Annotated in this window: 13 protein-coding genes; 4 read left to right on the top strand and 9 right to left on the bottom strand. The window is 62.3% G+C overall.

Translation table 11 applies throughout. From position 1 onward, the window contains the following. Window positions 1–23: 23 nt before the first annotated feature. Entirely contained in the window at window positions 24–2,849 is a 2,826-nt protein-coding gene (locus tag EK373_RS12865; RefSeq protein ID WP_129643034.1) for a TonB-dependent receptor, read from the bottom strand. A 251-nt stretch (window positions 2,850–3,100) separates the two neighbouring features. On the opposite strand from EK373_RS12865, the gene EK373_RS12860 reads away from it, so the two are divergent. Both EK373_RS12860 and EK373_RS12855 read left to right on the top strand, forming a co-directional pair. Further along, on the top strand, window positions 3,101–3,964 hold the full coding sequence (locus EK373_RS12860) for an endonuclease/exonuclease/phosphatase family protein (protein ID WP_198683252.1): 864 nt from the start codon (window positions 3,101–3,103) through the stop codon (window positions 3,962–3,964). 105 nt (window positions 3,965–4,069) lie between these two features. Next, entirely contained in the window at window positions 4,070–4,741 is a 672-nt protein-coding gene (locus EK373_RS12855; protein ID WP_198683251.1) for a GntR family transcriptional regulator, read from the top strand. A gap of 110 nt (window positions 4,742–4,851) precedes the next feature. Here EK373_RS12855 and EK373_RS12850 read toward each other — a convergent pair whose 3' ends face one another. The 4 genes from EK373_RS12850 to EK373_RS12835 all read right to left on the bottom strand — a co-directional run bounded on the left by EK373_RS12850 (window position 4,852) and on the right by EK373_RS12835 (window position 12,077). Continuing rightward, complete coding sequence (locus EK373_RS12850; RefSeq protein ID WP_129643033.1) at window positions 4,852–7,827, bottom strand: TonB-dependent receptor plug domain-containing protein; 2,976 nt, start codon at window positions 7,825–7,827, stop codon at window positions 4,852–4,854. Window positions 7,828–8,009: 182 nt separating this feature from the next. Further along, a complete protein-coding gene (locus tag EK373_RS12845) occupies window positions 8,010–9,713 on the bottom strand; it encodes a DUF885 domain-containing protein (protein WP_129643032.1) in 1,704 nt (567 codons plus the stop codon). Next, the gene (locus EK373_RS12840; protein WP_129643031.1) at window positions 9,713–11,125 is read right to left on the bottom strand and encodes an amino acid permease; all 1,413 of its coding nucleotides are present in this window, start codon (window positions 11,123–11,125) and stop codon (window positions 9,713–9,715) included. Before EK373_RS12840 ends, EK373_RS12845 begins: the two co-directional genes overlap by 1 nt. Before the next feature lie 40 nt (window positions 11,126–11,165). Continuing rightward, entirely contained in the window at window positions 11,166–12,077 is a 912-nt protein-coding gene (locus tag EK373_RS12835) for a dihydrodipicolinate synthase family protein (protein ID WP_129643030.1), read from the bottom strand. A 72-nt stretch (window positions 12,078–12,149) separates the two neighbouring features. On the opposite strand from EK373_RS12835, the gene EK373_RS12830 reads away from it, so the two are divergent. Further along, entirely contained in the window at window positions 12,150–13,379 is a 1,230-nt protein-coding gene (locus tag EK373_RS12830; RefSeq protein WP_129643029.1) for an NAD(P)/FAD-dependent oxidoreductase, read from the top strand. Window positions 13,380–13,388: 9 nt separating this feature from the next. After that, entirely contained in the window at window positions 13,389–15,773 is a 2,385-nt protein-coding gene (locus tag EK373_RS12825; protein ID WP_129643028.1) for a beta-L-arabinofuranosidase domain-containing protein, read from the top strand. Between the two features lie 64 nt (window positions 15,774–15,837). On the opposite strand, the gene EK373_RS12820 is transcribed toward EK373_RS12825, so the two are convergent. The 4 genes from EK373_RS12820 to bla all read right to left on the bottom strand — a co-directional run bounded on the left by EK373_RS12820 (window position 15,838) and on the right by bla (window position 22,365). Beyond that, complete coding sequence (locus EK373_RS12820; RefSeq protein ID WP_198683250.1) at window positions 15,838–18,540, bottom strand: DUF5695 domain-containing protein; 2,703 nt, start codon at window positions 18,538–18,540, stop codon at window positions 15,838–15,840. Window positions 18,541–18,555: 15 nt separating this feature from the next. Further along, complete coding sequence (locus EK373_RS12815; RefSeq protein ID WP_129643026.1) at window positions 18,556–19,509, bottom strand: proline racemase family protein; 954 nt, start codon at window positions 19,507–19,509, stop codon at window positions 18,556–18,558. A gap of 11 nt (window positions 19,510–19,520) precedes the next feature. Next, complete coding sequence (locus tag EK373_RS12810) at window positions 19,521–21,293, bottom strand: DUF885 domain-containing protein (protein WP_129643025.1); 1,773 nt, start codon at window positions 21,291–21,293, stop codon at window positions 19,521–19,523. Between the two features lie 82 nt (window positions 21,294–21,375). Beyond that, window positions 21,376–22,365: a class A beta-lactamase gene (bla, locus tag EK373_RS12805; RefSeq protein ID WP_129643024.1), complete on the bottom strand. Its 990-nt coding sequence runs from the start codon at window positions 22,363–22,365 to the stop codon at window positions 21,376–21,378. Window positions 22,366–22,377 lie beyond the last annotated feature (12 nt).

The following is a 22,377-nucleotide window of genomic DNA, read 5'->3' as shown; positions in this document are numbered from 1 at the left end:
GCCCGACAACGATGACTCTCCAATCAAAAGCTATAGCGAAACCCGGCCGTGTACTGACGCCCGAAGTTGCGGTAGTACTCGTTACGCTCTGCCCGCGTATCGTTGTAGAGGTGCTCGTACGTATCGCCAAGGTTCTGGCCTTCCAACGAAATCTGATAATGACCGCCGAACGAGTAGCTCAGCGAAGCATCGACATACACGCTGCCCTTGGTGGCATCGGCATCCTGACCATTCAAGCCGGGCACGATGCGCAGGTAGTCGTCGCGATACGCGGCTGACACCCGCGCCTCGAATCCTGCCTGACTGTAATAGAGTGTGGCATTCGCCGACTCCTTCGACAGATTGATGAGCGGCAACACCGCCGTTCTTCCCGGCGCGCCTTCGGGCAGCGCCGGATTGACGATGTAGGTGATATCGGAGCTGACGTGCGTGTAGTTGCCGAGCACGCCAAAGTTCTGCAGCCATCCGGGCAGGAAACTCAGCGGCATCTGCACGTTGAACTCGAAGCCCCGCAGTGGACCGCCATCGCTATTCACCGGCCGCGAGAAAACGAAGTCATCGCTCGGCGTGACGCCGGTGCCCGCCAACACTGCCTCCGGGATGCCCAGCGTGTTGAAAGGTTGAGTCGTTCGCAAGGTAGCGATGTAAGTCTTCACGTCCTTATAGAAGAAGCCCAAGGACACGACGGACTCCGGTGCGAAATACCATTCCACACCAACATCGAACGCATCGGCCTCGATGGGATCCAGATTGGGATTGCCCTGGTTCACAGTGCGCGTACCGCCAGCCACGTTCACCGCACCGCCGGGCGTCAACTGTGCCAGTGGCGGACGCGTCATCACGCGAGATGCCGCGAGCCGCAAGAGCACATCGTTGCTCAGTTCAAAGGCCACATTGGCGGCCGGCAGCCAGTCATCGTAGCTGCGCGACACCTGCAGCAGCTGAGTATTGACGCCTGCTTCGGCGAAACCCACGGCGTCCTGATCGGTGCGAACGAACCTGACGCCGATATCGCCGCGCGTCGGCAATCCAAACACCTCGGTGTTGAAATCGCCCTGGATGTAAGCGGCCGAATCCTTCTCGTCGACTGAATAGATATTGCTGCGCGCCGATGCCACATCGCGCCTCAGCGCGAACACACCTGTGTTGCCGTAGATGTCGAAAATATCGATGTAGGCCTGCTCGTCGGGGACGACCCAGGCAGTAGCGGTTTCAGCCGGCACGCCGAAGCCCTCGAATCCCGAGAACCGGTGCACCAGATCGGCCACTGTTACGCCAGCCGGCAGTGCTGGAATATTCCGCTCGTTGGTCATTCGACGCGAGTCCGAGTCGAAGGTGTATTTTCGGACGTTGATACCGCCCTTCAACGTCCAGACCTGCGACAGGTCGAACTCGACGCTCAACGCGCCCTGTCTGAAAGTATTCTCGACACCCTGCGGCCGCAGCCGGATCTCCGGCCCCGTCGCCCCGCCAGTGAATCCAGGCACGGCCGGACCGTAGTAATAGTTGTTCGGATCGGTCGTGTCGAACCCCCACACGATGCGCGGCCGGGTCTGGCTGTCGCGGAAGTCATAAATGAAACCGTCCGTGTTGAGCCGATCCACCTGCAGCGTCGTCTCGCGCGGCTCGTCGAAGTCGGAGTCGGAGCCGCCCAACTGCAGCTGCGCGCGCCATCGGTCGTTGAGCTCTTGTTTGACCGTCAAGCCCGCCTGTTTGAACACCGTGTTGAAGTCGAAGATGGAGTTCTCGGCGCGCAGATCGACGTTGTCGAGCACTGCATAGACCAGGTCGTTGCCGCGGACCTCGGCTTCCCGCACGATGGTTTCAGGCTTGCCTTGCTGGGACTGCGCGCGAAACAGCCCGATGGGCGTCAGCAGATTCTCCTGACGCAATCCTTCGTGACGTGAGTACAACAGATCCAGCGACACCTCCGTCCCCGCTCTCGGCTTCCATTGCAGCGCCGACGTGATGCCGAGCCTTTCATTCTCGACTGCGAACTGCGCGAGGCGCGGAATGCGCGGATGATAGATGGAGGTCGAGCGCAGCTGCTCGTAGCTGATACCCACGGGATACTGGCCGAAGCAAACGCCGGCGGGGTTCGCAGGGTCGCACCAGCCGCCGTTCTCGCTCATGCGATCCCAGTTGAGATTGTGACTGGCCTGACTGATCTTGCGACTCTTCGAATACGCTGCAGAGACCAGTACGCCGAAGGTATCGTCGAAGAATGTGTCGGAGGCAAGCAGCGCAAAGCGCGGATCGGTCTTCTCGCTCAGATCGTTGAAACTCACCTTGGACGAAAACGCGAATTGGGTGCCGGAATTGTCGAACGGCCGCGCAGTCTGCAGATCGACGGTCGCGCCCAGCGAGCCCTCCTCCGTTTCGGCCGACGGCGTCTTGCGCACCGTCAGACTATTGAACAGCTCGGAGGCGAACACGTTGAAATCGAAGCCTCGCGAGCGATTGATGCCTTCGAAACCATTGGATGTGGTCTGCGCCTCCAACCCATTCAAACGAACTCGTGTGTAGTCGGGCCCGAGGCCGCGAACCGAAATGCTCCGCCCTTCGCCGCCGTCGCGAGCGACCACGACACCGGGCAAACGTTGCAGCGATTCCGCGAGATTCGCGTCTGGAAACTTCGCGACGTCCTCGGCCTTGATCACATCCACCACGCCGCTCTGCTCACGCTTCTCTTCCAGCGCGAGCGCCAGACTGCCGCGATAGCCCGTGACGACGACTTCCTCGACCGCCGGCGCGGCCCCGGATGTTTTATCCGCCTGTTGCTGAGGTTCGGCGACCGCGCTCACCGATAGCAGCACCGACACGCTCGCCCATAGTTTCCTTGCCGCCATGTAAATCTTCCTGATTATTGTCGGACGCAGGCAGCCGCATGCACGGCGCGAATCCGTTCATGTTGATCCTCGACTTCGCTCGCTAAAGCGTCGTCCCCCTGCCCAGCGGAACTGCAAAATTCTGCGATTGCCACCGGTGTCAACCGAGCATCGCTCCATCGCCCGGGCACTGTCAAGAGAGCGGCCCGGGTCGTCCGCTTGTAATCTGTCGGCTCTACACTCGGCCGGCACGACAACCAAACGAGCCCACTGTGACCCGGAAGATCCGCCGACAACTCCCCTGGCTCAACGTTCTGCTGTGGCTGGTCGGCTGCACGCTGACGGCGCTGCCGGTGCACGCACAGCCGCTGCGAGTCATGACATTCAACGTTCGTTTGCTCACTCCCAACGATGGAGCAAACAACTGGGACGCCCGACGCGACGTGGTCGTGGCAATGCTTCGTGCCGAAGATCCCGATGTCATCGGCACGCAGGAACTCTTCAAACGCCAGGGCGATGAGATCGTCGAACGTCTGCCTCAGTTTGTCTGGTTCGGCGAAGGCCGCGGCGGCGACCATGTCGACGAACACATGGGCGTGTTCTATCGCAAGGATCGCCTGCGTGTGCGCGAGTCCGGCAACTTCTGGCTCTCGGACACGCCCGATGTTGCCGGTAGCCGCACGTGGGGCAATTTGTATCCGCGCATGGTGACGTGGGCACGCTTCGAGCGCCTCGCCGACGGCGCAACATTCACGCTCTACAACACGCACTTGCCCTATCGCGATAGCGACGAGCCCATTCGCGTTCGATGTGCCGAGCTCATTCGCGATCGCTTGGGGAAGCTGGCAGCGACGGAACCTGTCATTCTCCTCGGGGACTTCAACACGACAGCAGAGAGCCGCGCCTACTCGAGCCTCACGAAGTCGCTGACCGACGCCTGGACCGCAGCCCCAGAACGCAGCGGCCCGCAAGGCACCTTCCACGGCTTCACGGGCAAACCAGAACGACGCATCGACTGGATATTGGTTCGCGGCCTGAAGGTAAACCGGGTGGAGACCGTCACGACGCAACGCGAGGGGCGCTATCCGTCAGATCATTTTCCCCTCATCGCGGAGCTCGACCTGGCCGCGCATTAATTATGTAGCGCACCTGCAGGGATTCCGCCTTTACCCGACTCTAACTCGCCGCTGCACGCCGGAATTCGCCCGCCGGTTCGGGTATGATCGTCTACGGTATTCCATATGGACCGTGTTCCCGCCGCCATGAGCATCGTCGTCCGCACGCTTTCCGATCGCGTGTTCGAAGTCGTCCGTGAGCAGATCCTCAAGGGTCGGCTGCGCAATGGCGAGCCCATCCGGCAGGATGCCTTGGCCACCGAGCTCGGCATCAGCAAGATCCCATTGCGCGAGGCGCTGGCGCGGCTGGAGCAGGAAGGTCTGCTCATCAATCACCCGAATCGGGGTTATTACGTGCAGGCGATGTCGCGCGAGCAGGTCGACGAGATCTACGCGCTGCGGCTGTCAATCGAGCCGCAAGCGGCGGCATATGCATCGAGTGTGGCAACGGACGACGATCGGGCGATTGCGATGCGAGCCTTCACCGCGCTCGATACTGCTGCGCACAGCAACCTGGCCGACGTGGCCGTTCGCAATCGAGAGTTTCACATCGCGCTGGTGGAGCCGGGCCGCCGCCCTCTTACCACGCAGCTGGTCGAACGACTGGAAGTACTGGCCGAGCGCTATGTCATTGCTCATCTCGAGCCGGCCGGCCGCGACGCACGCGCGCACATCGAGCATCAAGCGCTGTTCAACGCCTGGCTCGAACGAGACAAGCGCAAAGTCGAGAAGCTGCTGAAGGAACACATTCAAGGCACGCTCAAGGATCTGCGAGCTCAGCTCAAAGACCCCGACTGAGCCTTACCCTCGCCCTGAACCCGCCTCGACACGGCGCCACGCGCCGGCAAATCGAAACATCGAGATAAGACGGCGCGCTGTCGAAGACAACGCGCCGTCCCTTTCTCAGATCAGAACTCCACCGTCATACCGAAGTACACCAGGCGGCCCATCGGGTCGTAGACACCCGGATAGGTGTTGCCGTTGCCGAACGAGCTGAGCAGGCCCGCGGCGATCACCGGCGGATCCCGATCGAACACGTTGTTGATGCCGGCACGGAACTCGACGGATTCCACCCACTTCCAGGTCGCCGCCAGATCCAGGTAGCTGTAACCCGTGATACGGCGGTTCATCGAGATGTAATCTTCCTGATCATCCAGCAGGAAGTCGTTGCTGGAGAGCCCGACCGAGCCGAAATATCGCCAGTTGGCCGACACGGTGGTCGATTGCTGCGGCGAGGTCCAGGTCATACGGACGTTGTGGCGCCACTTCGGCGAAGGCTGACCGCAGGTCGGACCAAACAAACCGACGCAGTTGTAGCTGTCCAGGCCCGGCAAGGGCTCGGTGCGACGGCTGTTCAACCAGGTGCCGACGAAAGAAATGTCGATCGAGCCCAGCTCAGGAGCGCCCGGCAGGATGTTGCCCAGGTCGAAGTTATAGCCGGACGTGAAGTCCATGCCCGAGGTCTGCAGGTAGCCGGTGTTCTGGTTGGTGGCCGTGAGATAGCCGTTCGTGCCGAACAGCACGCCGGACACCGGATCGCGATGGAACAGGCTGCAGAAGTACGGCGAGCCGCCATCCACACACTCGTTGATGATCGTCGGAGCATCGACCGGGCTGATGTAACCATCCACGAAGATGTCGAAGTAGTCCGCCGAGAACGTGAAGCTCGGCAGGAAGCTCGGCGTGAACACGAAGCCGTATGTGTAGGTATCGGCGATCTCCGGCTGCAGACCGAGGTTGCCGCCGCCGAGCGTCACGCAAGTATCGGCCGGGCACTCGGGAATCAACCCGTACTGAGCCTGTGTGACACCGCTGCGAATACAGTCATCGAGGCTTGCATCGGGGTTGGCTCCGGAGCACGGATCCTGCGCCGCCACGTTGCCGAGCGCCTGCGCGGCGAACAGCTCTGTGATGTTAGGAGCACGCACTGCGCGGTTATAACTGCTACGCAGCTTGAACGAAGACACCGGCGCATAGCGCAGCTCGAACTTGTACGTGTCCGCGGTGAAGCCCGTGCCACCCTGGATCGAATAGTCCGAATAACGATAGCCGAGGTTGACCGCCAGCTCATCGACGAACGGCTTGCTCGAAACCAGCGGCACGTCCGCCTCGATGTACAGCTCTTTGACGTTGAACTCGCCGGCGTTCTCCTTCGTGCCCTTCTGCTGAGCGAGCGCATCGGCCTCGAAGGTCAGGTCTTCAGTGCGGTGTTCCACACCGGTCGCAATCGCCACACCGGCTGACGCGAACGGGCTGCGGATGCCGTACTGATCCAGATCGCCGTTGACGGTCAGGTTGGCGACCTTCTCGGTCTGCACGCCGTGCGTGAAGGTCGGCGTCAGCAGGTAGCCATAGGCTTCGTCGCTGATGCCGAACGCAGAGAACACGTTGGCGGGGACGCAGTCCGGATCGGTGCCATCGACGACCGAGCGACAGGTCGGCACGCCGTTCACATTCACGACCTGCAGCGCCCGGGCGCCCTTGTTCAGATCCAGATCGTTCTTGTAGCTCTCGTCGTAAATGACTCGAGAGAACAGATAGCTCACATCGTAGGTCCAGCCGCTGGCGATGTCGCCTCGCGAACCGAAGTTCATGCGGTAGTCGGTGTGACGCAAATCATCGATACGCGCGCCGCCGGCACCCGCAAAGCGATAGCCGATGAACGTGTTGATGTTGGTCGGCGTGCCCGCCGCCGCTCCGCAAAGGATCGACGCCTGCTGAGCCGACATCAACGGATTGTCACAGTTGATCGGATACACATTGCCCTGGAAGTACGCGCTCGGCGCAGCCTGCGAGTACGTCTGGTCATCCATGAACATCACGCCGCCGTACAGCTTCATGTGATCGCTGTAGTCGTAGTGGGCGAAGCCACCCGCCGTGAGGCGCCGGTCCTGGCGCTGGATGTAGTTGGTCGGCGCGTAGTTGTACAGGAACGAACTGTCGTAAGGCACCCAGGTCTGCTGGCCGTCCTTCGTGTTGTTGAAGCTGCGGCCGTTGTTCGGACCGCCCAGCATCACGAAGCTGCCCCACTGGTTGTTGCTCGATCCGCCGCACACCAGCTCATCGGCGTTTGCGCCGCCGAGGTTCAGGCCGCAGGCCGAAAAGTCACGCGTGTCCTGAGTTACCGGCTCGAGCTTGCGATAGCCGAGATAGAAGGTCGCATTGCCCTTGCCATCCGCGCTGTTCATGCCCATGGCGATGTTGAAATCGGCGCGTCCACCGTCCCACACCGAGGAGTCCGCCAGCTCGTAGTTCGCGTCCCGCACGACCTGGCGCGCGTAAGAGTTGTCGTTGCGATGCCAGGCAGAACCGTACTGCGCGGAGATCCGTACGCCTTCGAGATTCTTGTCCAGCACGAAGTTGACGACGCCCGAGACCGCATCGGATCCGTACACGGCCGATGCGCCGCCGGTCACGACGTCGACGCGCTCGATCAGCGCGCTCGGAATGAAATTCACGTCGTTGCCTTCGACCGGCAGCATTCGCTGGCCGTCGATCAGCACCAGCACGCGCGAGGGGCCGAGATTACGCAGGTTCACACGCGCGGTGCCGTCTGAACCGTTCGAGCCGTTCTCGTTCGAATCCGCAGTGAACTGCGGCATGCGATTGAGCACGCCCTCGACCGTCGAGGTGCCCTGATACTTGAACTCTTCCTGCGGCAGGGCCGTGATCGGGCTCGCCGTTTCCAGATTGGCTCGCTTGATGCGCGTGCCGGTGATGACCACTTCCTCGAGCGGAGCCCCCTCGGCTCCCTGCTCTTGCGCGTGACCGCCAATCGGACCGAACAGTCCAATGGCGCACGCGACGACCGCGGCCTTCCCACTCCGCGACGTCAGTTTCAAACGGTCTGCCGATCCCGGCAAACCAGGTGTTTTGCTACGCATGTCAGCCCCCACGATGTTGTTTTCAGCCAGATGAAGGTTGCCGACATTTAAAACATGTCTGAGTTAATAAATCAAATACGTTATACGATATAACTCCGTGCAATTTACAAGTTGTTGTTTTTATTGGCGCGGCGGAAGCCGACAGCGTAGCGAATCACAGACGTGGGAGCGCGAACAACGACTCAGAGCTGCTGTTTCACCCAGCGCTGCACGTGGCGTTCGAGGATGTCCAGGGGCATCGGGCCGCTGCCGATCACGGCGTCGTGAAACTCACGAATTTCGAAGCGCGCGCCGAGCGCCTGCTCCGCTTCGCTGCGAATTTTTCTGATCCTGATCTCGCCGATCTTGTAAGCCAGCGCCTGGCCCGGCCACGAGATGTAACGTTGAGTCTCCCCAGCCACGGAGCCCGGCGACAACGCGGTGTTGTCTTTCAGGCAAGCGGCGGCTTGCTCGGCGGACCAATGTTTCCAATGGATCCCGACATCCATCACCAGTCGGCAGGCGCGCCACATCTCCATCGAGAGCTGATTGACGCGTTCCTCACGCGTCCGATAAATGCCCATCTCCGCGCCCAGTCGCTCCGCGTAAAGCGCCCAGCCCTCGACAAAGGCCGTCACATCGTCTCGACGCCGAAACTTCGGCAGATCGAGCCGCTCTTGTCCGAGCGCAATCTGCAGATGATGTCCGGGGATTCCTTCGTGCAGCATCCAGGCCGTCAGCCCGTACACCGAACTGCGATAGGCCTGCCGGCCTACGACCACGGCGCCAGCGACACCTTTTTCCGGATCGCCCAGGTTGTAGGCGCCGGAAGCCGCTTCCAATTCCGGGGGCTTGATACGAACGCCCCAAGGCAATCTCGGCAGCGTCTTGAACCAGCGCGGCAGCTCGAGCGCGACACGATTGCCGATGCCCGCCGCCTTGTCGACGTAGCTCTCGATGTCGGGCACATGGCTGCCGGGCCGACGATTCAAGTCGTCCAGATACTCTCGCAAGGTTCCCTGGAAGCCGTCAGCTCGCTGCGCGCTGATCATCTCGGCCCGAATGCGCTCAACCTCCGCGGCACCGATGTCGAACACTTCGTCCGGCGTCAGATCGGTCGTTGTCGAGCGCCTCACCGCGAACTCGTAGTACGCCCTGCCCTCCGGAAGCGTCGACGCGCCGAGCTTCGGGCGCGCCTTGGGCAAGTATTCCTCCTCGAAGAACGTCACGAGCGAGCGCTGAGCCGGCTTGACCGCACGCTCGATGACCGCGAGCGCCTGCGCTCGCAATTCTTTCTGTCGCGCTTCTGGAATGGTTGCCGGCAATGACGCCAGCGGCTTCAACAGCGGACTGTCTGCCGCCGCCTGATCGGCCGCGACTTTCATCGAGCTCAGCGCCGATTCGGCAGTAGAGCGCGGCTGCGTGAATCCCGTGGCGATACCCCGGCGCAGATTCGCAATTTGCCCGTCATAGTAGGACGGCAGCGCTTGCAGCCTGGCGATCCACGCCATCGCGTCAGCATCGCTCGCGATGCGCGTGACCTGCGCCGCATACGTTCCGGCGTTGAAGAAGCCGTCGCCGCTATCGAAAGGCGTTCGATCCTCATCGAAGCGCGCGCCGTCGATCAAGACCTGCAGCCGCCACTGAAGCAGCTCGCGGGTCAGCGCATCTTCTTCGCCTGGCGCATCGACCTTTCCCAGTCGGTCGCGCAGCTCGAGGTATTTTTCCTGTCGTTTCTTGGCGGCCGCGAAACTCACATCCGGCCAGCCCGGGCCTTCGTTGGTATCCGTGGCGCGCGCGAGGGTTTCGTATTCGGCGATGACGTCGTTCAACGTGTCCGCAACGCCAGCTGCCGCCGGCATCGCAGCCAGCAGCGTGCAAGCAATCAGACGCTTCAGCGACAACATCAGGCCGGTACGGCGACTCGCGCCCGCAACCACTGCAACAGCAGATAGATGGCGAAGCCCACCGCGTTCCACAACAGGAAGCGTTGAATCGTCAGGCCCGGCAGGCTCAGGAACAGATAGAAGCAGCCGAGGATCGCCAGCATGCCGACCACATTCGGCGCAGGGCACCGGAACACGCGCGGCGCATCGGGCGCCGACTTACGCAACACCATCATCGACGCCGCGGTCGTTACGAACGCGAGCAGGGTGCCCGCGTTGGCCAACTCGGCGATCTCGTCGAGACGGAAAAAGCCCGCAGTCAGTGCGACGAACACTCCGGTGACGGCGGTAATCAACACCGGCGTGCCAGTGCGAGCCGAGACCGTGCTCAAGCGTTTCGGCAACAGCCCGTCGCGCGCCATCACGAAGAAGATGCGACTCTGGCCGTACATCATCACCAGGATCACCGACGGCAACGCGATGAGCGCCGCCAATCCCACCGCCCACGCGGCGACCGGATGCTCGAGTGTTCGCAAGACATACGCGAGCGGCTCGGCCGACGCGGCCAACTCGGTGTGCTTGACCGCGCCAACGGCAGATACCGCGACCAGCATGTAGATGAGCGTGCAAACAGCCATCGAGCCGACGATGCCAATCTTCAAATCGCGGCCTGGATTTTTGGCCTCCTCCGCAGAGGTGGCGACCGCATCGAATCCGTAGAACGCAAAGAACACGATAGCGGCGGCAGCCATCACGCCCCGCTTCGCTCCACCATCTTCGTGGCTCGCGAAACCATACGGCATGAACGGCTCGAGATTGCCGGCGTTGAACGCGGGCAAAGCGAGCGCAACGAAGCAAGCCAACGCAGTCAGCTTGATGACGACCAAGAGAATATTGAACGTCGCGCTCTCGCGCGTGCCGGCGATCAGCATGCCAGCAATGAGCGCTGCGACCAGCACCGCAGGAAGATTGATGATGCCGCCGGCATGTGGCCCACTTAATAGCGCGGGCGGTAGATGTATGCCCGCAGCTTGCAGCCACCCAACGAGGTAAGCCGACCAGCCAACGGCAACGGTGCTGCAGGCGAGCGAATATTCCAGGATCAAGCTCCAGCCCACGATCCAGGCCAGACGCTCGCCGATGGCAACGTATGTATATGTATAAGCGCCGCCTGCCGCTGGCATGAGCGTCGCCACTTCGGCATACGCGAGCGCGGCGCAGGCACAGACTGCGCCGGCAATCGCGAATGCGAAGATCACTGCGGGCCCGGCTCGGTCGGCGCCTACACCGGTCAGGGTGTAGATGCCGGTGCCGACGATGGCGCCGACGCCGAGTGCGATCAGGTGCGGCCAGCTCAAGGTCTTTGCGAGCCGCTTGCCCTCGTCTATGCCGTGCGAGTGCTGTAGCGACTTACGCTGGCCGAATATTCCCATGCTCGCTCCCCTTCAAGTCGTGCCGGGCGATATCAACGGCTCAGGCGGCCGATGCACGCAATGTGGGCCGGGTGGCGGCCGCGCGTTCGACCATTGCGATCACCTCGCGACGCCGCTCCCCAGCCAACGGCAAGCGTGGCGGACGCACTCGTTCCGAGCCGCGCCCCATGATGGATTCCGCCAGCTTGATCGATTGCACGAGGTCATGCTCGGCATCCAGATGTAACAACGGCATGAACCAGCGATAGATGGCGCGCGCGCGATCCAGATCGCCAGCGTTGACCGCCTCGATCAACTGAGTCGATTCGCGCGGGAACGCGCTCGTGAGTCCGGACACCCAGCCCGTCGCGCCCAGCAGCAAGCCTTCCAGTGCAACGTCGTCCAAACCGGCCATCAGCGTGTAGCGATCGCCGAACGCATTGATGAGATCGGTGAAGCGGCGCGGATCCGGCGCCGATTCCTTGACCGCAACGATGTTGGGCACATCGCGCAGTGCTTCGAGCACCTTGACGCCGATGTTCACTCGATACGCCGGCGGATTGTTGTACAACATGACCGGCAGATCGGTCGCCTGCGCCACCGTGCGGAAGTGCATGACCAGCTCTTCTTCGGTCGGCACATAAACCATCGCGGGCAGCACCATCAGGCCATCGGCACCCGCCTGCTTCGCATCTTTGGCAAAGGCCACGGCGCGGCGCGTATCGAATTCGGAAACGCCGGTTACGACCGGCACGCGGCCAGCGACGACTTCGACGATTGCGCGCAGCAATGTTTGTTTCTCGGCGGCATCGAGCGAGTTGTTCTCGCCGCAGGTGCCCATCGCGATGATGCCGTGGACGCCGTCTTTGATCAGGTTGTCGATGACCCGCTGGCTCTGCGCCAGGTCGATGGACAGGTCCTCCTTGAACTGAGTGGTCGCCGCCGGATAAACGCCCTGCCAAGTCGGTGTCATGATAGCCTCGTCTACTGGAGCTTTAAGTATATCGTATACTATTCGCCCATCGCCAGTGTAATCTGCGGGTCTATGCAAAGGGCAGTAGTTCTAGGTGGCGGCGTCGTCGGTCTGAGCATCGCGACCGGTCTGCAACGCGTGGGCGTCGAGATTACTGTAATCGACGCCGCGCCTGCAGCCGGTGCTGCGTCATGGGGGAACGCCGGACACATCGCGATCGAGCAAGTCGAGCCGCTGGCCTCGTGGCCGGTGTTGCGCTCCGGTCCTCGCAGACTATTCTGTCGAGGCGGCGCACTCGGCCTGCCGCCCTCTCAGATCAAGCGCTGGTTGCCGTTTGCTCTGCGAATGGCGAGCGCGGCACGACGAGTCGATCGCGGACGCGAGGCCCTTCGCTCGCTACTCGCCAACGCGCTGCCTGCCTGGAAATCTTTGAGCGAACAGCTCGGCGTGCCGGACCTGGTGCGCGAGACGGGACATTTTGTCGTCTGGGAATCCGCAGCCAGTGCCGCCGCGGGGCTCGCGGCATGGCGCTCCGCTGACATTGGCAACGCTCGCTTTCATGAATGCGACGCCGATGAAATGCGCCTGCTTGCGGGTCTTATGACACAGGCCCCTGCGGGTGCGATTCGATTCGAGAACACCGCGCAGATCGCAGATTTGCCCAAGCTTGCCGATGCGTTGCGAACGTTCATCACAGCGCGAAACGGCCGCATCGTGAACGCCAAGGTACGCGCCGTCGCTCATCGCGAACGATCGGTCAGCGTGACGCTGGATGACGGCAGCTCAGTCGAAGCTGACTTCGCGGTGATCGCAGCCGGGGTTCGCTCGCGCGAGTTGATTGAGCCCTACTGCAACCCCGTGCCGATCATTGCCGAGCGCGGCTATCACCTGCAGATGACCGAGCATGGCTGGCCCGATCTGCCGCCGGTGGTGTTCGAAGATCGTTCCATGATCGTCACGCGCTTCGATTCCGGCCTGCGTGCGGCGAGCTTCGTGGAATTCAGCGACATCGATGCGCCGCCTGACGATCGCAAGTGGCAGCGTCTGCGCAGTCACGTCGCGGCGCTCGGCCTGCCCTGCGACGCTCCGACTCGCCAGTGGATGGGCGCACGTCCAACGTTGCCGGACTATCTTCCTGCAATCGGGCGGCTGCCGCACGCACCCAACATTCTGTACGGATTCGGCCACCAACATCTCGGCCTGACGCTCGCGGCCATCACCGGCGAACTGATCGCGCAGCTCGCGACGAGCTCGCCGACGGCCGTGAGCTTGAAGCCTTTCGATCTACAACGTTTCTCTTAAGGAGCACCGATGACTCGACCTCCGCTGATCACCGATCGTCGCGCACTGTTGAAGGGCGCCGCGGCCGGTGCGCTCTGCGCCGGACTGCCATGGAGCGCCGCTTTGGCCAGCACTGGCACGCTGCCGGGAACCGCGAAGGCGCTGTCTCTGAGCGATGTGCGCTTGTTGCCCTCGCCGTTCGCCGATGCGGTCGAAGCGAATCGCAAATATCTGCTGGCGCTGGAGCCGGATCGCCTGCTCCACAACTTCCGTAAGTTCGCCGGGCTGACGCCGAAGGGAGAGGTCTACGGCGGCTGGGAAGCAGACACGATCGCAGGTCACAGCCTCGGTCACTATCTCACCGCACTCGCACTGATTTATGCGCAAACGGGCGAGCCCCAAGCCAAGCAGCGCGCCGAATATATCGTCGCCGAGCTGGCCGAAGCTCAGGCCAAGCAAGGCGACGGCTACGTTGCGGGCTTCACCCGCAAGCGCAAGGACGGCACGATCGTCGACGGCAAGGAGATCTTCCCCGAGATCATGCGCGGCGAGATCCGTTCGGCCGGCTTCGATCTCAACGGCTGCTGGGTGCCGCTCTACAACTGGCACAAGCTGTTCGCCGGCTTGATGGACGTGGACACTTACTGCGGTGGCAACAAGCGCGCAATCGAAGTGGCCGTCGGTCTCGGTGGTTACATCGAGAAGGTCTTCAACGCGCTGAATGACGAGCAGGTGCAGACCGTGCTCGACTGCGAGCACGGCGGCATCAACGAAAGCTTCGCCGAGCTCTACACGCGCACCAACGATCGACGCTGGCTGGTGCTGGCGGAGCGTCTCTATCACAAGCGCATTCTCGATCCTCTGACGGCCGAACGCGACGAGCTCGCGCAGCGCCATGCGAACACGCAGATCCCCAAGCTGATCGGTCTCGCGCGTCTGCACGAAATCACCGGCAAGTCGGCGCAGGCGGTAGCGCCGCGCTTCTTCTGGAAGACCGTCACCACCGATCACAGCTACGTGATCGGCGGCAACTCGGATCGCGAATATTTCTCCGAGCCGCGCACGGTCGCAAGACACATCACCGAGCAGACCTGCGAGGCCTGCAACACCTACAACATGCTCAAGCTGACGCGCCATCTGTTTGCGTGGCAGCCGTCGGGCGCGTTGTTCGACTACTACGAGCGCGCGCATCTGAACCACATCCTCGCGCATCAGGATCCAGCAACCGGCATGTTCACCTACATGACCCCGCTGATGTCGGGCATCAAGCGCGAGTTCTCCTCGCCCACCGACAGCTTCTGGTGTTGCGTGGGCTCCGGCATGGAAAGTCATTCCAAGCACGGCGATTCGATCTGGTGGGAGAGCGAGGATACGCTGGTCGTAAACTTGTTCATTCCTTCGCGCGCGACCTGGAAGGCCCGCGACGCGCAGCTGGAACTGACGACTCGATATCCGTACGAGAACACGGTCAACCTCAAAGTGGCTTCATTGCGGAAGCCGCAGCAGTTCGCCGTCGCGCTTCGCGTTCCTGGCTGGGCCAAGGATGCGCAGCTGACCGTCAACGGCAAGCCCGCTGAAACCACGAAGGATGCGGGTTATCTCATCGTTCGCCGTCGCTGGCGCGAAGGAGATACGGTGGCGTTCACGTTGCCGCTGGAACTCCGCCTCGAAGCCGCACCGGGAGATGACAAGACGATCGCTGTGTTGCGCGGACCGATGGTGCTCGCCGCTGATCTCGGTCCCGCGGATCAGCCGTTCGAAGCTGCCGCACCTGCGCTCGTCGGCGCAGACTTGCTCGCAGATTTCAAACCCGTCGAGCCTCAGAATGCGGTGTATCGGGCCAGCACAATTGTTCGTCCCGCCGCGCTCACGTTCTCCCCGTTCTACAAGAACTATCACCGGCGCAGCGCGGTTTACTTCCGACGCTTCACCGATGCCGAGTGGGTCCAGGAAGAACAAGCGTTCAAAGCCGAGCAGGCTCGCCAGAAAGAGCTCGCTGCCCGCTCTGTCGACGTGATGCACCTGGGTGAGATGCAGCCCGAGCGCGATCACCAGCTGACCTCGGATATTTCCTATCCCGTGGTCTATCGCGGTCGCCAGGGACGTGACGCCCGCACCGGCGGCTTCTTCGCGTTCCGCATGAAGGTCAAGCCGGGTCCGCTGATTCTGCAGGCGACTTACTGGGCCGACGAGCGCGCGCGCAAGTTCCACATCCTGGTCGAAGGCCAGCGGATCGCGACGCAGGCGCTGCGTCCGGACAAGCCGGTGTTCTTCGACGTGGATTACGAGATCCCGGAGGCGCTCACCAAGGGCAAGGAAAGTGTGCTGGTGCGCTTCGAGCCCGAGCCCGGCAACACCGCCGGCCCGGTGTTCGGCTGCCGCATCTACACCAAGAACGCCAACATCACGGCGTGATCGATTCGTTCCGGCGCGCTGAAGATCTCAGCGCGCCGGCCGCAGATTCATCGACGTTCTGTTCTCAGCGCATCGGCGCCAGCTGCACCCGCGCTTCGTTCTGGCTGAGCGGAATCACATAACGACCGCGCTGCTTGCTCAGCGTCGCGCTCGGCCGATAGCCGGCGCCTGACTTCGTGCTCTCGACTCGAAGCTGAGCCTTCGATGTGAATTCATCGGCGCGATCCAGATACACGCTCACGCTCCCGCTGCTGCGGTCATAGTCCACGCGCGCGAACTTGCCGGCATCCAGCGTGAGCCAAAGTCCAGCTTCAGCGAGAAACACTCGGGTCCGGAAACCATCACGCGGCACGAAGCTGACGATCGATCCCTGCTCTTGCGTCGATCCGCCGAAGCCGACAGCGCCGAACACGGGATGACGCGCCAGATAGCTGCCAATGCCGTAGGCGTAACCATAGAACGCGGAGCCATAGTCGCCGTTGTAGCCGTCGAACCGGAGCAGATCCGGATTGGAATGAAACGCCGCCGAGCCGAAGCCGTCCTGATCGATGTTCGTCAGCGTGCCCATCAAGCCGCCATATGCGACGCGTAACAAATGAATGTCTCGCGGATCGCGGCGGAAGGAGTCGAGCAGCGGCAGCGCGTTGTTCGCCGAGCCGTAGTGGTGCAGCTGACGTTCCAGCTGCGCAGTCTTGCCGGCGTACATGAAATCCCAATAGCGCCGCGCATTACCGTTGTAGCCCCAGCTGGGAATCGTAGGGTCGTAGCCAAGGATCACTTCGCGGGTCAGGTCGGCCTTCGCCGAATTGCCGAAGTAGCGCATCCACGCATACACCTCGGGCTGACCGGTCGAGTCCCAGGGCATTTCGCTGCCGAACGGATATTCCTCGGCGGCCCAGTGATCGGCCCGCTGACGCATCGCCTGCTCGAGTTGCGACGCTTCGGCCTTCATGCCCTCATCCTGCAGATCGCGCAGGATTTCGATGAACACCTCGCCTTCCATCTGACCGAACTTCGCGTACTCGGGTGCGAGCCGCGGCATCGCGAGCGCCGTTTGATAAGCCCGATCCAGATACCAACGCCAGTCGTGCGCCTTCACCAGCCCGTCGTGATAACGAGCGAGGCGATACAACACCCAATGCGCGGCAGCGACGTGCACGTAGTTGAATGAGCGCACGACGGAATCGGCTTGTGACTTTCGCCACGCCGACCATTTCGTCCAATCGATGGCGGGGTCATAGCGCACGCCCTGCGGAGCCTGCGGCTCGTAGTAGAACAGGCTCTTACGGACGCCGAACTTCTCGGGCCCCTGGTTGACCTGCAAACGACCATCCAGGGTCTCAGTGACGAAGCGCTCGAACTTCTGGATTTCCGACGCATTCGGGGCGCCGAGTTGTTTCATGACGAGCGCGAGCCAGGCGCCAGCACCGCCCTCATCGCTCAAGCCCGCCATCCACACTCGCTGATCCTGCAGCACGACGGCGTTGCGCTCGCGATCGAACGTCATGAACGACGGCCCGCGCTTGAATGGATCCGATGGGTCGTCGTACCAATGCTTCGTAGCAATGAATCGGCCCAGATCGTCGAGCACCGTGGCGCTCGGCTTGGTCACGAAGTAATGAACCGCCTGCCGCGTGCCGTCCGCATAGGTGATCGTCAAGCGAGAACGTCCCCATTGCTTGCCTGTCACTCGATATCTGGACCAGCCGTGCACACCTTCAGCGGCCGCAATCTCCAGCGCACCGCTGGGGTTGGCGATGACGGAACGAATTGCGTGCTGCGAGGACAGCCACAGATCTCCCGTGAGATCGGTCGGCAGCACGTACCCTGGAATGCCCACCGCCACTGGGCGGGCGTTGGCAGTCAACGTGCTCTCGATAGCGCGAATCGACTTCGAAACCAGGAATTGCACGCCGAACGTACGCCTCTCGCCGCGACGAAGCGTGACAGTCGTCGGCTCATTCCACTGCTCGGCGCCCTTCCATTCGCGCTCCGCGAAGCCGCGACTTGCCGCCATCCAGGTGTAGAAGCCTTCGAACGTTTGGCCTCGCTGAGTCGCATCGTTGAGTAGCAGCGCTTTGCCGCTCTCATCTTTCTTGTCGGCGATGGGTCGATACGCTTCGAACGGCGTGCCGCTCTCGCCGGTAACGATCAGAGCTGGGCCCTGGCCATTGAGTCGTGTGACCTGCAGGTATCCAGCATCGAGGCCGATGTAGGGATCCGCGAAGCTGGCTTCGGTGTGCGCCTCCGCCAGCGAGCGTTTCGACAGCACGTTGTCGAACACCATCGCGAGCCCGACGCCGCCGAGCTCGATGTCTCGCGGTCCGGCATTGGTCAGCTCGAAGCGCAACGAGAGATTGCCGTTGTCACCGATCTGCCACCGGCGAACGACGCGCAGGCCGAGCTCGCTTGGCACTCCCAGCGATATTTCAGCAGCAGCCAGAGTCTTCGCATCGCGCGTCAGCTCACGCGCGGGTTCGCGTCGAAAGGCCGTCGAGTAATCCTGCCACTGCGACTCGCCTGCCGCGCGCAGGCGCAGGTCGATATCGCCGAGTTGGTAATAACCATCGCCGCTGCGAGCGGCTTGCAGCTTCGAGGGAGCAAAGTCGAAGCCGTCGCCCTGTTTCGGTTTCAGCGACACCAGCGTCTGCGAAGGCCCGTCGAGCGCGACGTCGAAGTCACGGCTCTGCACTGTGAGTGCCGTGCTTGCCATCGCAAACGGGTGAACGAACAACAACACCGCACCGACACGCAGCGCGGCGCTCACGACATTCCTCATCGCTCAGCCTCGCATGGCATCCATGTTCTTATCGTCGCGGATGCCCCAGCAGAATGGATCATTGGGATCGAGCAGCAACTTCGCATCGGCGGTCACGTGCGCCGTGCCCATGATGGTTGGCGCAATCGTCCCCTTGGCGCGATCGAGCCAGCGATAACGCGCCTTGAAAACGCTGCCGAGCACGCTTTCTTGGGTCCACTCCTCGCCTTCGGCGAGCTTACCGTCAGCAGCAAGACACGCGAGCTTGGCGCTGGTGCCCGTGCCGCAAGGAGAGCGGTCATACGCTTTGCCGGGACAGAGCACGAAGTTCCGACTGCGCGCCGTCGGCGTCGCACCGAGCAGTTCGACGTGATCGATCTCGGGATAGCCCTGCGCGTTCACCGCCTGACGAATGCGCCACGACAGATCGGTGAGCGACTCGACATTCGTCAGTCGGATGGGAATGCGCTCCTGCTCGACCAGGAAGAACCAGTTGCCGCCCCAAGCGACGTCGCCGGTCACCGGACCCACGCCAGAGACATCGACGGTCACAGCGTGCGCCTTGCGATAGCTTGGAACATTCGCAACGGCGACTGATCCGTCGGGCAACAGCTGCGCTTCGACGACGCCAACGGGCGTATCGATCTTCACCGTGCCCGGCTTGAGCATGCCCAGATGCGCCAAGGACACGATCACACCGATGGTGCCGTGCCCGCACATGCCCAGATAGCCGACGTTGTTGAAGAAGATGACGCCGATGTCGCACTCCTCGCGATGAGGCTTGCACAACAGCGCGCCGACGACCGTATCACTGCCACGCGGCTCGTTGACGATCGCGGAACGGAAGGCGTCGAAGCTCTCGCGAAAGCGTCGCAAGCGCAGCTCGAGCGGCCCTTCGCCAAGATCGGGGCCACCTTCGAGCACGAGCCGCGTCGGCTCGCCGCCGGTGTGAGAATCCAGGATTCGGATGCTGTCCATAAGTGCGTCGATCAGTTGCTGTGATCAGCAGGATCGCGCGACGGCGTGGACGGATTCTCGCCGCCATCCGCGATGAACTGCGCCATACGCTGCTCCAGCACCGGCAGCGGCACTGCGCCGAGTGCGAGAATCGCGTCGTGGAACTTGCGCTGATCGAACTTCGGTCCGAGCGCCTGCTCCGCTTCACGACGGTGCCGGCGGATCTGCAGCTCGCCGAGCTTGTAAGCGACCGCCTGACCCGGCCAGGCGATGTAGCGATCGACTTCGGTGGTGATCTCGTGCGTCGACAGCGCGACGTTGTCCTTCATGTATTGAAGCGCCTGATCGCGGGTCCAACCATAGTGATGAATACCGGTGTCGACGACGAGGCGCGCGGCGCGCCACATTTCGTACGTGAGCTGACCGAACTCTTCGTACGGCGTCTCGTAAATGCCCATCACGCGGCCGAGCCATTCGGTGTACAGGCCCCAGCCTTCGCCGTAGCCCGAGAAGTAAACATCGTTGCGGAACTTCGGACGCTCCGGTGCTTCCAGCGCCAGCGCAGCCTGGAAACTGTGGCCGGGCGTGCACTCGTGCAGCACCAGCGACGGCAGCGTATAAAGCGGGCGCGCCGGCAGGTTATATGTATTGAACAGACAGCTCTCCAGGCCGCCGCGACCGCCGGTATAGATCGGCGCCAACGCATCGGGCACGGGCAGAATGCCGTGCCGGAAACGAGGCAACGTGCCGATCGTGTCCTTGAGCTTCAGGTCGGACTTCTTGACGATGTAAGCGGCTTCGGCAATCAGCTGGTGCGGCGTCTTCGCATAGAACTGCGGATCGGTGCGCAGGAATTGATAGAACTCGGGCAACGTGCCCTTGAAGTCCGCCTTTTGCATGGTGACCTGCATCTCTTCCTTGATGCGCGCCACCTCGCTCAACCCGATCTGGTGAATCTCCGGGGCCGTCAGCTTGAGCGTCGTGAACTTCTCGATACGCGCCTGATAGAACTTTGCGCCATCCGGCAGGGCCGATGCGGAGATCGTGGTGCGCGCCTTCGCCAGATATTCTTTGCGAATGAAATCCAGCAGCTTCGTGTACGCCGGCGCGATCTGCTTGGCGATCACGGCCCGGGCTTCGCTGCGCAGACGCTCCTGATCGCCGGTCGCGATGCTCGTCGGCATCTGCGTGAACGGCAGGAACAATGGATTGGTATCGTCGGTGGCGAGATACGGCTCGATCGTCTTATCGCGCCCCAGGACCGAAACTTTCGGCACCGTGAAGCCGCGTTTCAGCCCCGCACGCATGTTGGCGATGTGCTCGTCGAAGTAACGGGGCACGTCCGCGAGGCGGCCGAGGTAGCGCCGATAGGCTTCCTGATCGGGAAACCCTTCGCGCGGCGTGAATTCGGTCCAGAAGAACGAGTCGGCGTTGAACGGGGTCTGGTAGGTCTTGAAGCGCAGGTCGGAAATGCGCTCTTCGAGAATCGTGCGGAATATTTCCGCGTTGATTTTATCTTCGCCCGACAGCGACGCCGTGTCGATCCGACTCACATCTGCGAGCACCGCCTGCAGATGCGCCAGCCGCGCTTGCTGGCTGGCTTCGTCGACGCGCGCCAGATGGTCCGATTCTTCGCCCGGACGCTCGTCGTCGGGCTCCTCGGCCATCTCGTTCTTCCACCATTCCCACTCGGCCTGGTAGGTCGCATTGAGTTTGGCAACCGCGTCCGTCGGCCCGGTCTGGGCCAGGACTCCGGGCGCGCCAAGGAACCAGAGGGCTCCGGCCATCGCAACCATTCCGCGCATGCCGATCGCTCCTCTCTGGCATTTAGTATACGAAATACTATCCAGCCAGGAGGAGCATGGCAAGGCCAGGACAGGCCGCGGGCTAGCTGGCCTCGGCGAGCAGGAAGTAGTCGCGCACCGAGCGGGCGATCTCGGCGATCACTCGCTCGCGCGCTTCCATCGGCTTGTCGCTCTCTTTTATGAAGACGGCGATGACGACCTGGCCCTTGCCATCGGGCAGAGTCATGACGCCGACGTCGTTCACGGTGCCCCCGATGGTGCCGGTCTTGTGAGCGATGACGGTACCCGCGGGCATCCGTCCGGGCAGGCGCCCGGCGCCGGTGTGGCAACGTTGCATGATGTCGATCAGAACCTTGGTGCTCGAAACGCTCAGTGCCTGCTGATTGAAGATCCTGGTCAGCAACTGCCCCATCGCAGCCGGCGTCGACGTATCGCGAACGTCTTTATCGAACGCCGCATTCGGATGGTTGCCGCGCTCCTCGAGTTGCGGATCCTTCTTCACCGCCTCGTCCAGCACCTCGTTGAACGGCCCAGGCGGCAGGTTGAAGAACTCACGTAACAGGCCCGCAGTGTCGCGATCGATGCGCTGTTCTTCGACCCCCTGCCTGCGCACCCACGCCGTCACTGCTTGCGGACCGCCAGCGAGCCGCGTCAGTACATCGGTCGCGGTGTTGTCGCTCAACGTGAGCATCAGCTCCAGCAAGTTGTGGACTGACAGGCTGATGCCCGGATGAATCGCCAGGCTGGCGATGCCGTCGGAGGGCACGATGTCGTTCGGTTGCACGGCGACCAGCTGATCGAGCTTCAACTTGCCGGCATCCACGTTGGCGAGAATCGCTCCGGCGACGGCGATCTTGAAGGTGCTCGCCATCGGGAAGCGCTCGTTCGCGTTCACCATGACGCGCCCGCCTTTGCCATCGAGCTGCCAGGCGGCGACACCGACCTTGCCGCCGATGGGAGCGGATACTCTCGCGATCTCCGCTTCCAGCACTGGCGCGGCGACGACTGTTTGCAGCGATGCCATGACCCACAGCATGAGAGCCAGCTGCCCGCGACGCAATCCGTGTTTCATTTCCCTGCTCCT

Source organism: Peristeroidobacter agariperforans (genome assembly GCF_004138335.1).
GTDB lineage: Bacteria > Pseudomonadota > Gammaproteobacteria > Steroidobacterales > Steroidobacteraceae > Steroidobacter > Steroidobacter agariperforans.
The sequence above is the reverse complement of the archived record's forward strand: the minus strand, read 5'-3'. Positions and strand labels throughout refer to the sequence as shown.

What these genes read in the sequence shown, in the direction of transcription:
- EK373_RS12865 (WP_129643034.1), bottom strand. Translation starts at nt 2,849, where the DNA reads ATGGCGGCAAGGAAACTATGGGCGAGCGTGTCGGTGCTGCTATCGGTG.
- EK373_RS12855 (WP_198683251.1), top strand. Translation starts at nt 4,070, where the DNA reads ATGGACCGTGTTCCCGCCGCCATGAGCATCGTCGTCCGCACGCTTTCC.
- EK373_RS12850 (WP_129643033.1), bottom strand. Translation starts at nt 7,827, where the DNA reads ATGCGTAGCAAAACACCTGGTTTGCCGGGATCGGCAGACCGTTTGAAA.
- EK373_RS12845 (WP_129643032.1), bottom strand. Translation starts at nt 9,713, where the DNA reads ATGTTGTCGCTGAAGCGTCTGATTGCTTGCACGCTGCTGGCTGCGATG.
- EK373_RS12840 (WP_129643031.1), bottom strand. Translation starts at nt 11,125, where the DNA reads ATGGGAATATTCGGCCAGCGTAAGTCGCTACAGCACTCGCACGGCATA.
- EK373_RS12835 (WP_129643030.1), bottom strand. Translation starts at nt 12,077, where the DNA reads ATGACACCGACTTGGCAGGGCGTTTATCCGGCGGCGACCACTCAGTTC.
- EK373_RS12830 (WP_129643029.1), top strand. Translation starts at nt 12,150, where the DNA reads ATGCAAAGGGCAGTAGTTCTAGGTGGCGGCGTCGTCGGTCTGAGCATC.
- EK373_RS12825 (WP_129643028.1), top strand. Translation starts at nt 13,389, where the DNA reads ATGACTCGACCTCCGCTGATCACCGATCGTCGCGCACTGTTGAAGGGC.
- EK373_RS12815 (WP_129643026.1), bottom strand. Translation starts at nt 19,509, where the DNA reads ATGGACAGCATCCGAATCCTGGATTCTCACACCGGCGGCGAGCCGACG.
- EK373_RS12810 (WP_129643025.1), bottom strand. Translation starts at nt 21,293, where the DNA reads ATGCGCGGAATGGTTGCGATGGCCGGAGCCCTCTGGTTCCTTGGCGCG.
- bla (WP_129643024.1), bottom strand. Translation starts at nt 22,365, where the DNA reads ATGAAACACGGATTGCGTCGCGGGCAGCTGGCTCTCATGCTGTGGGTC.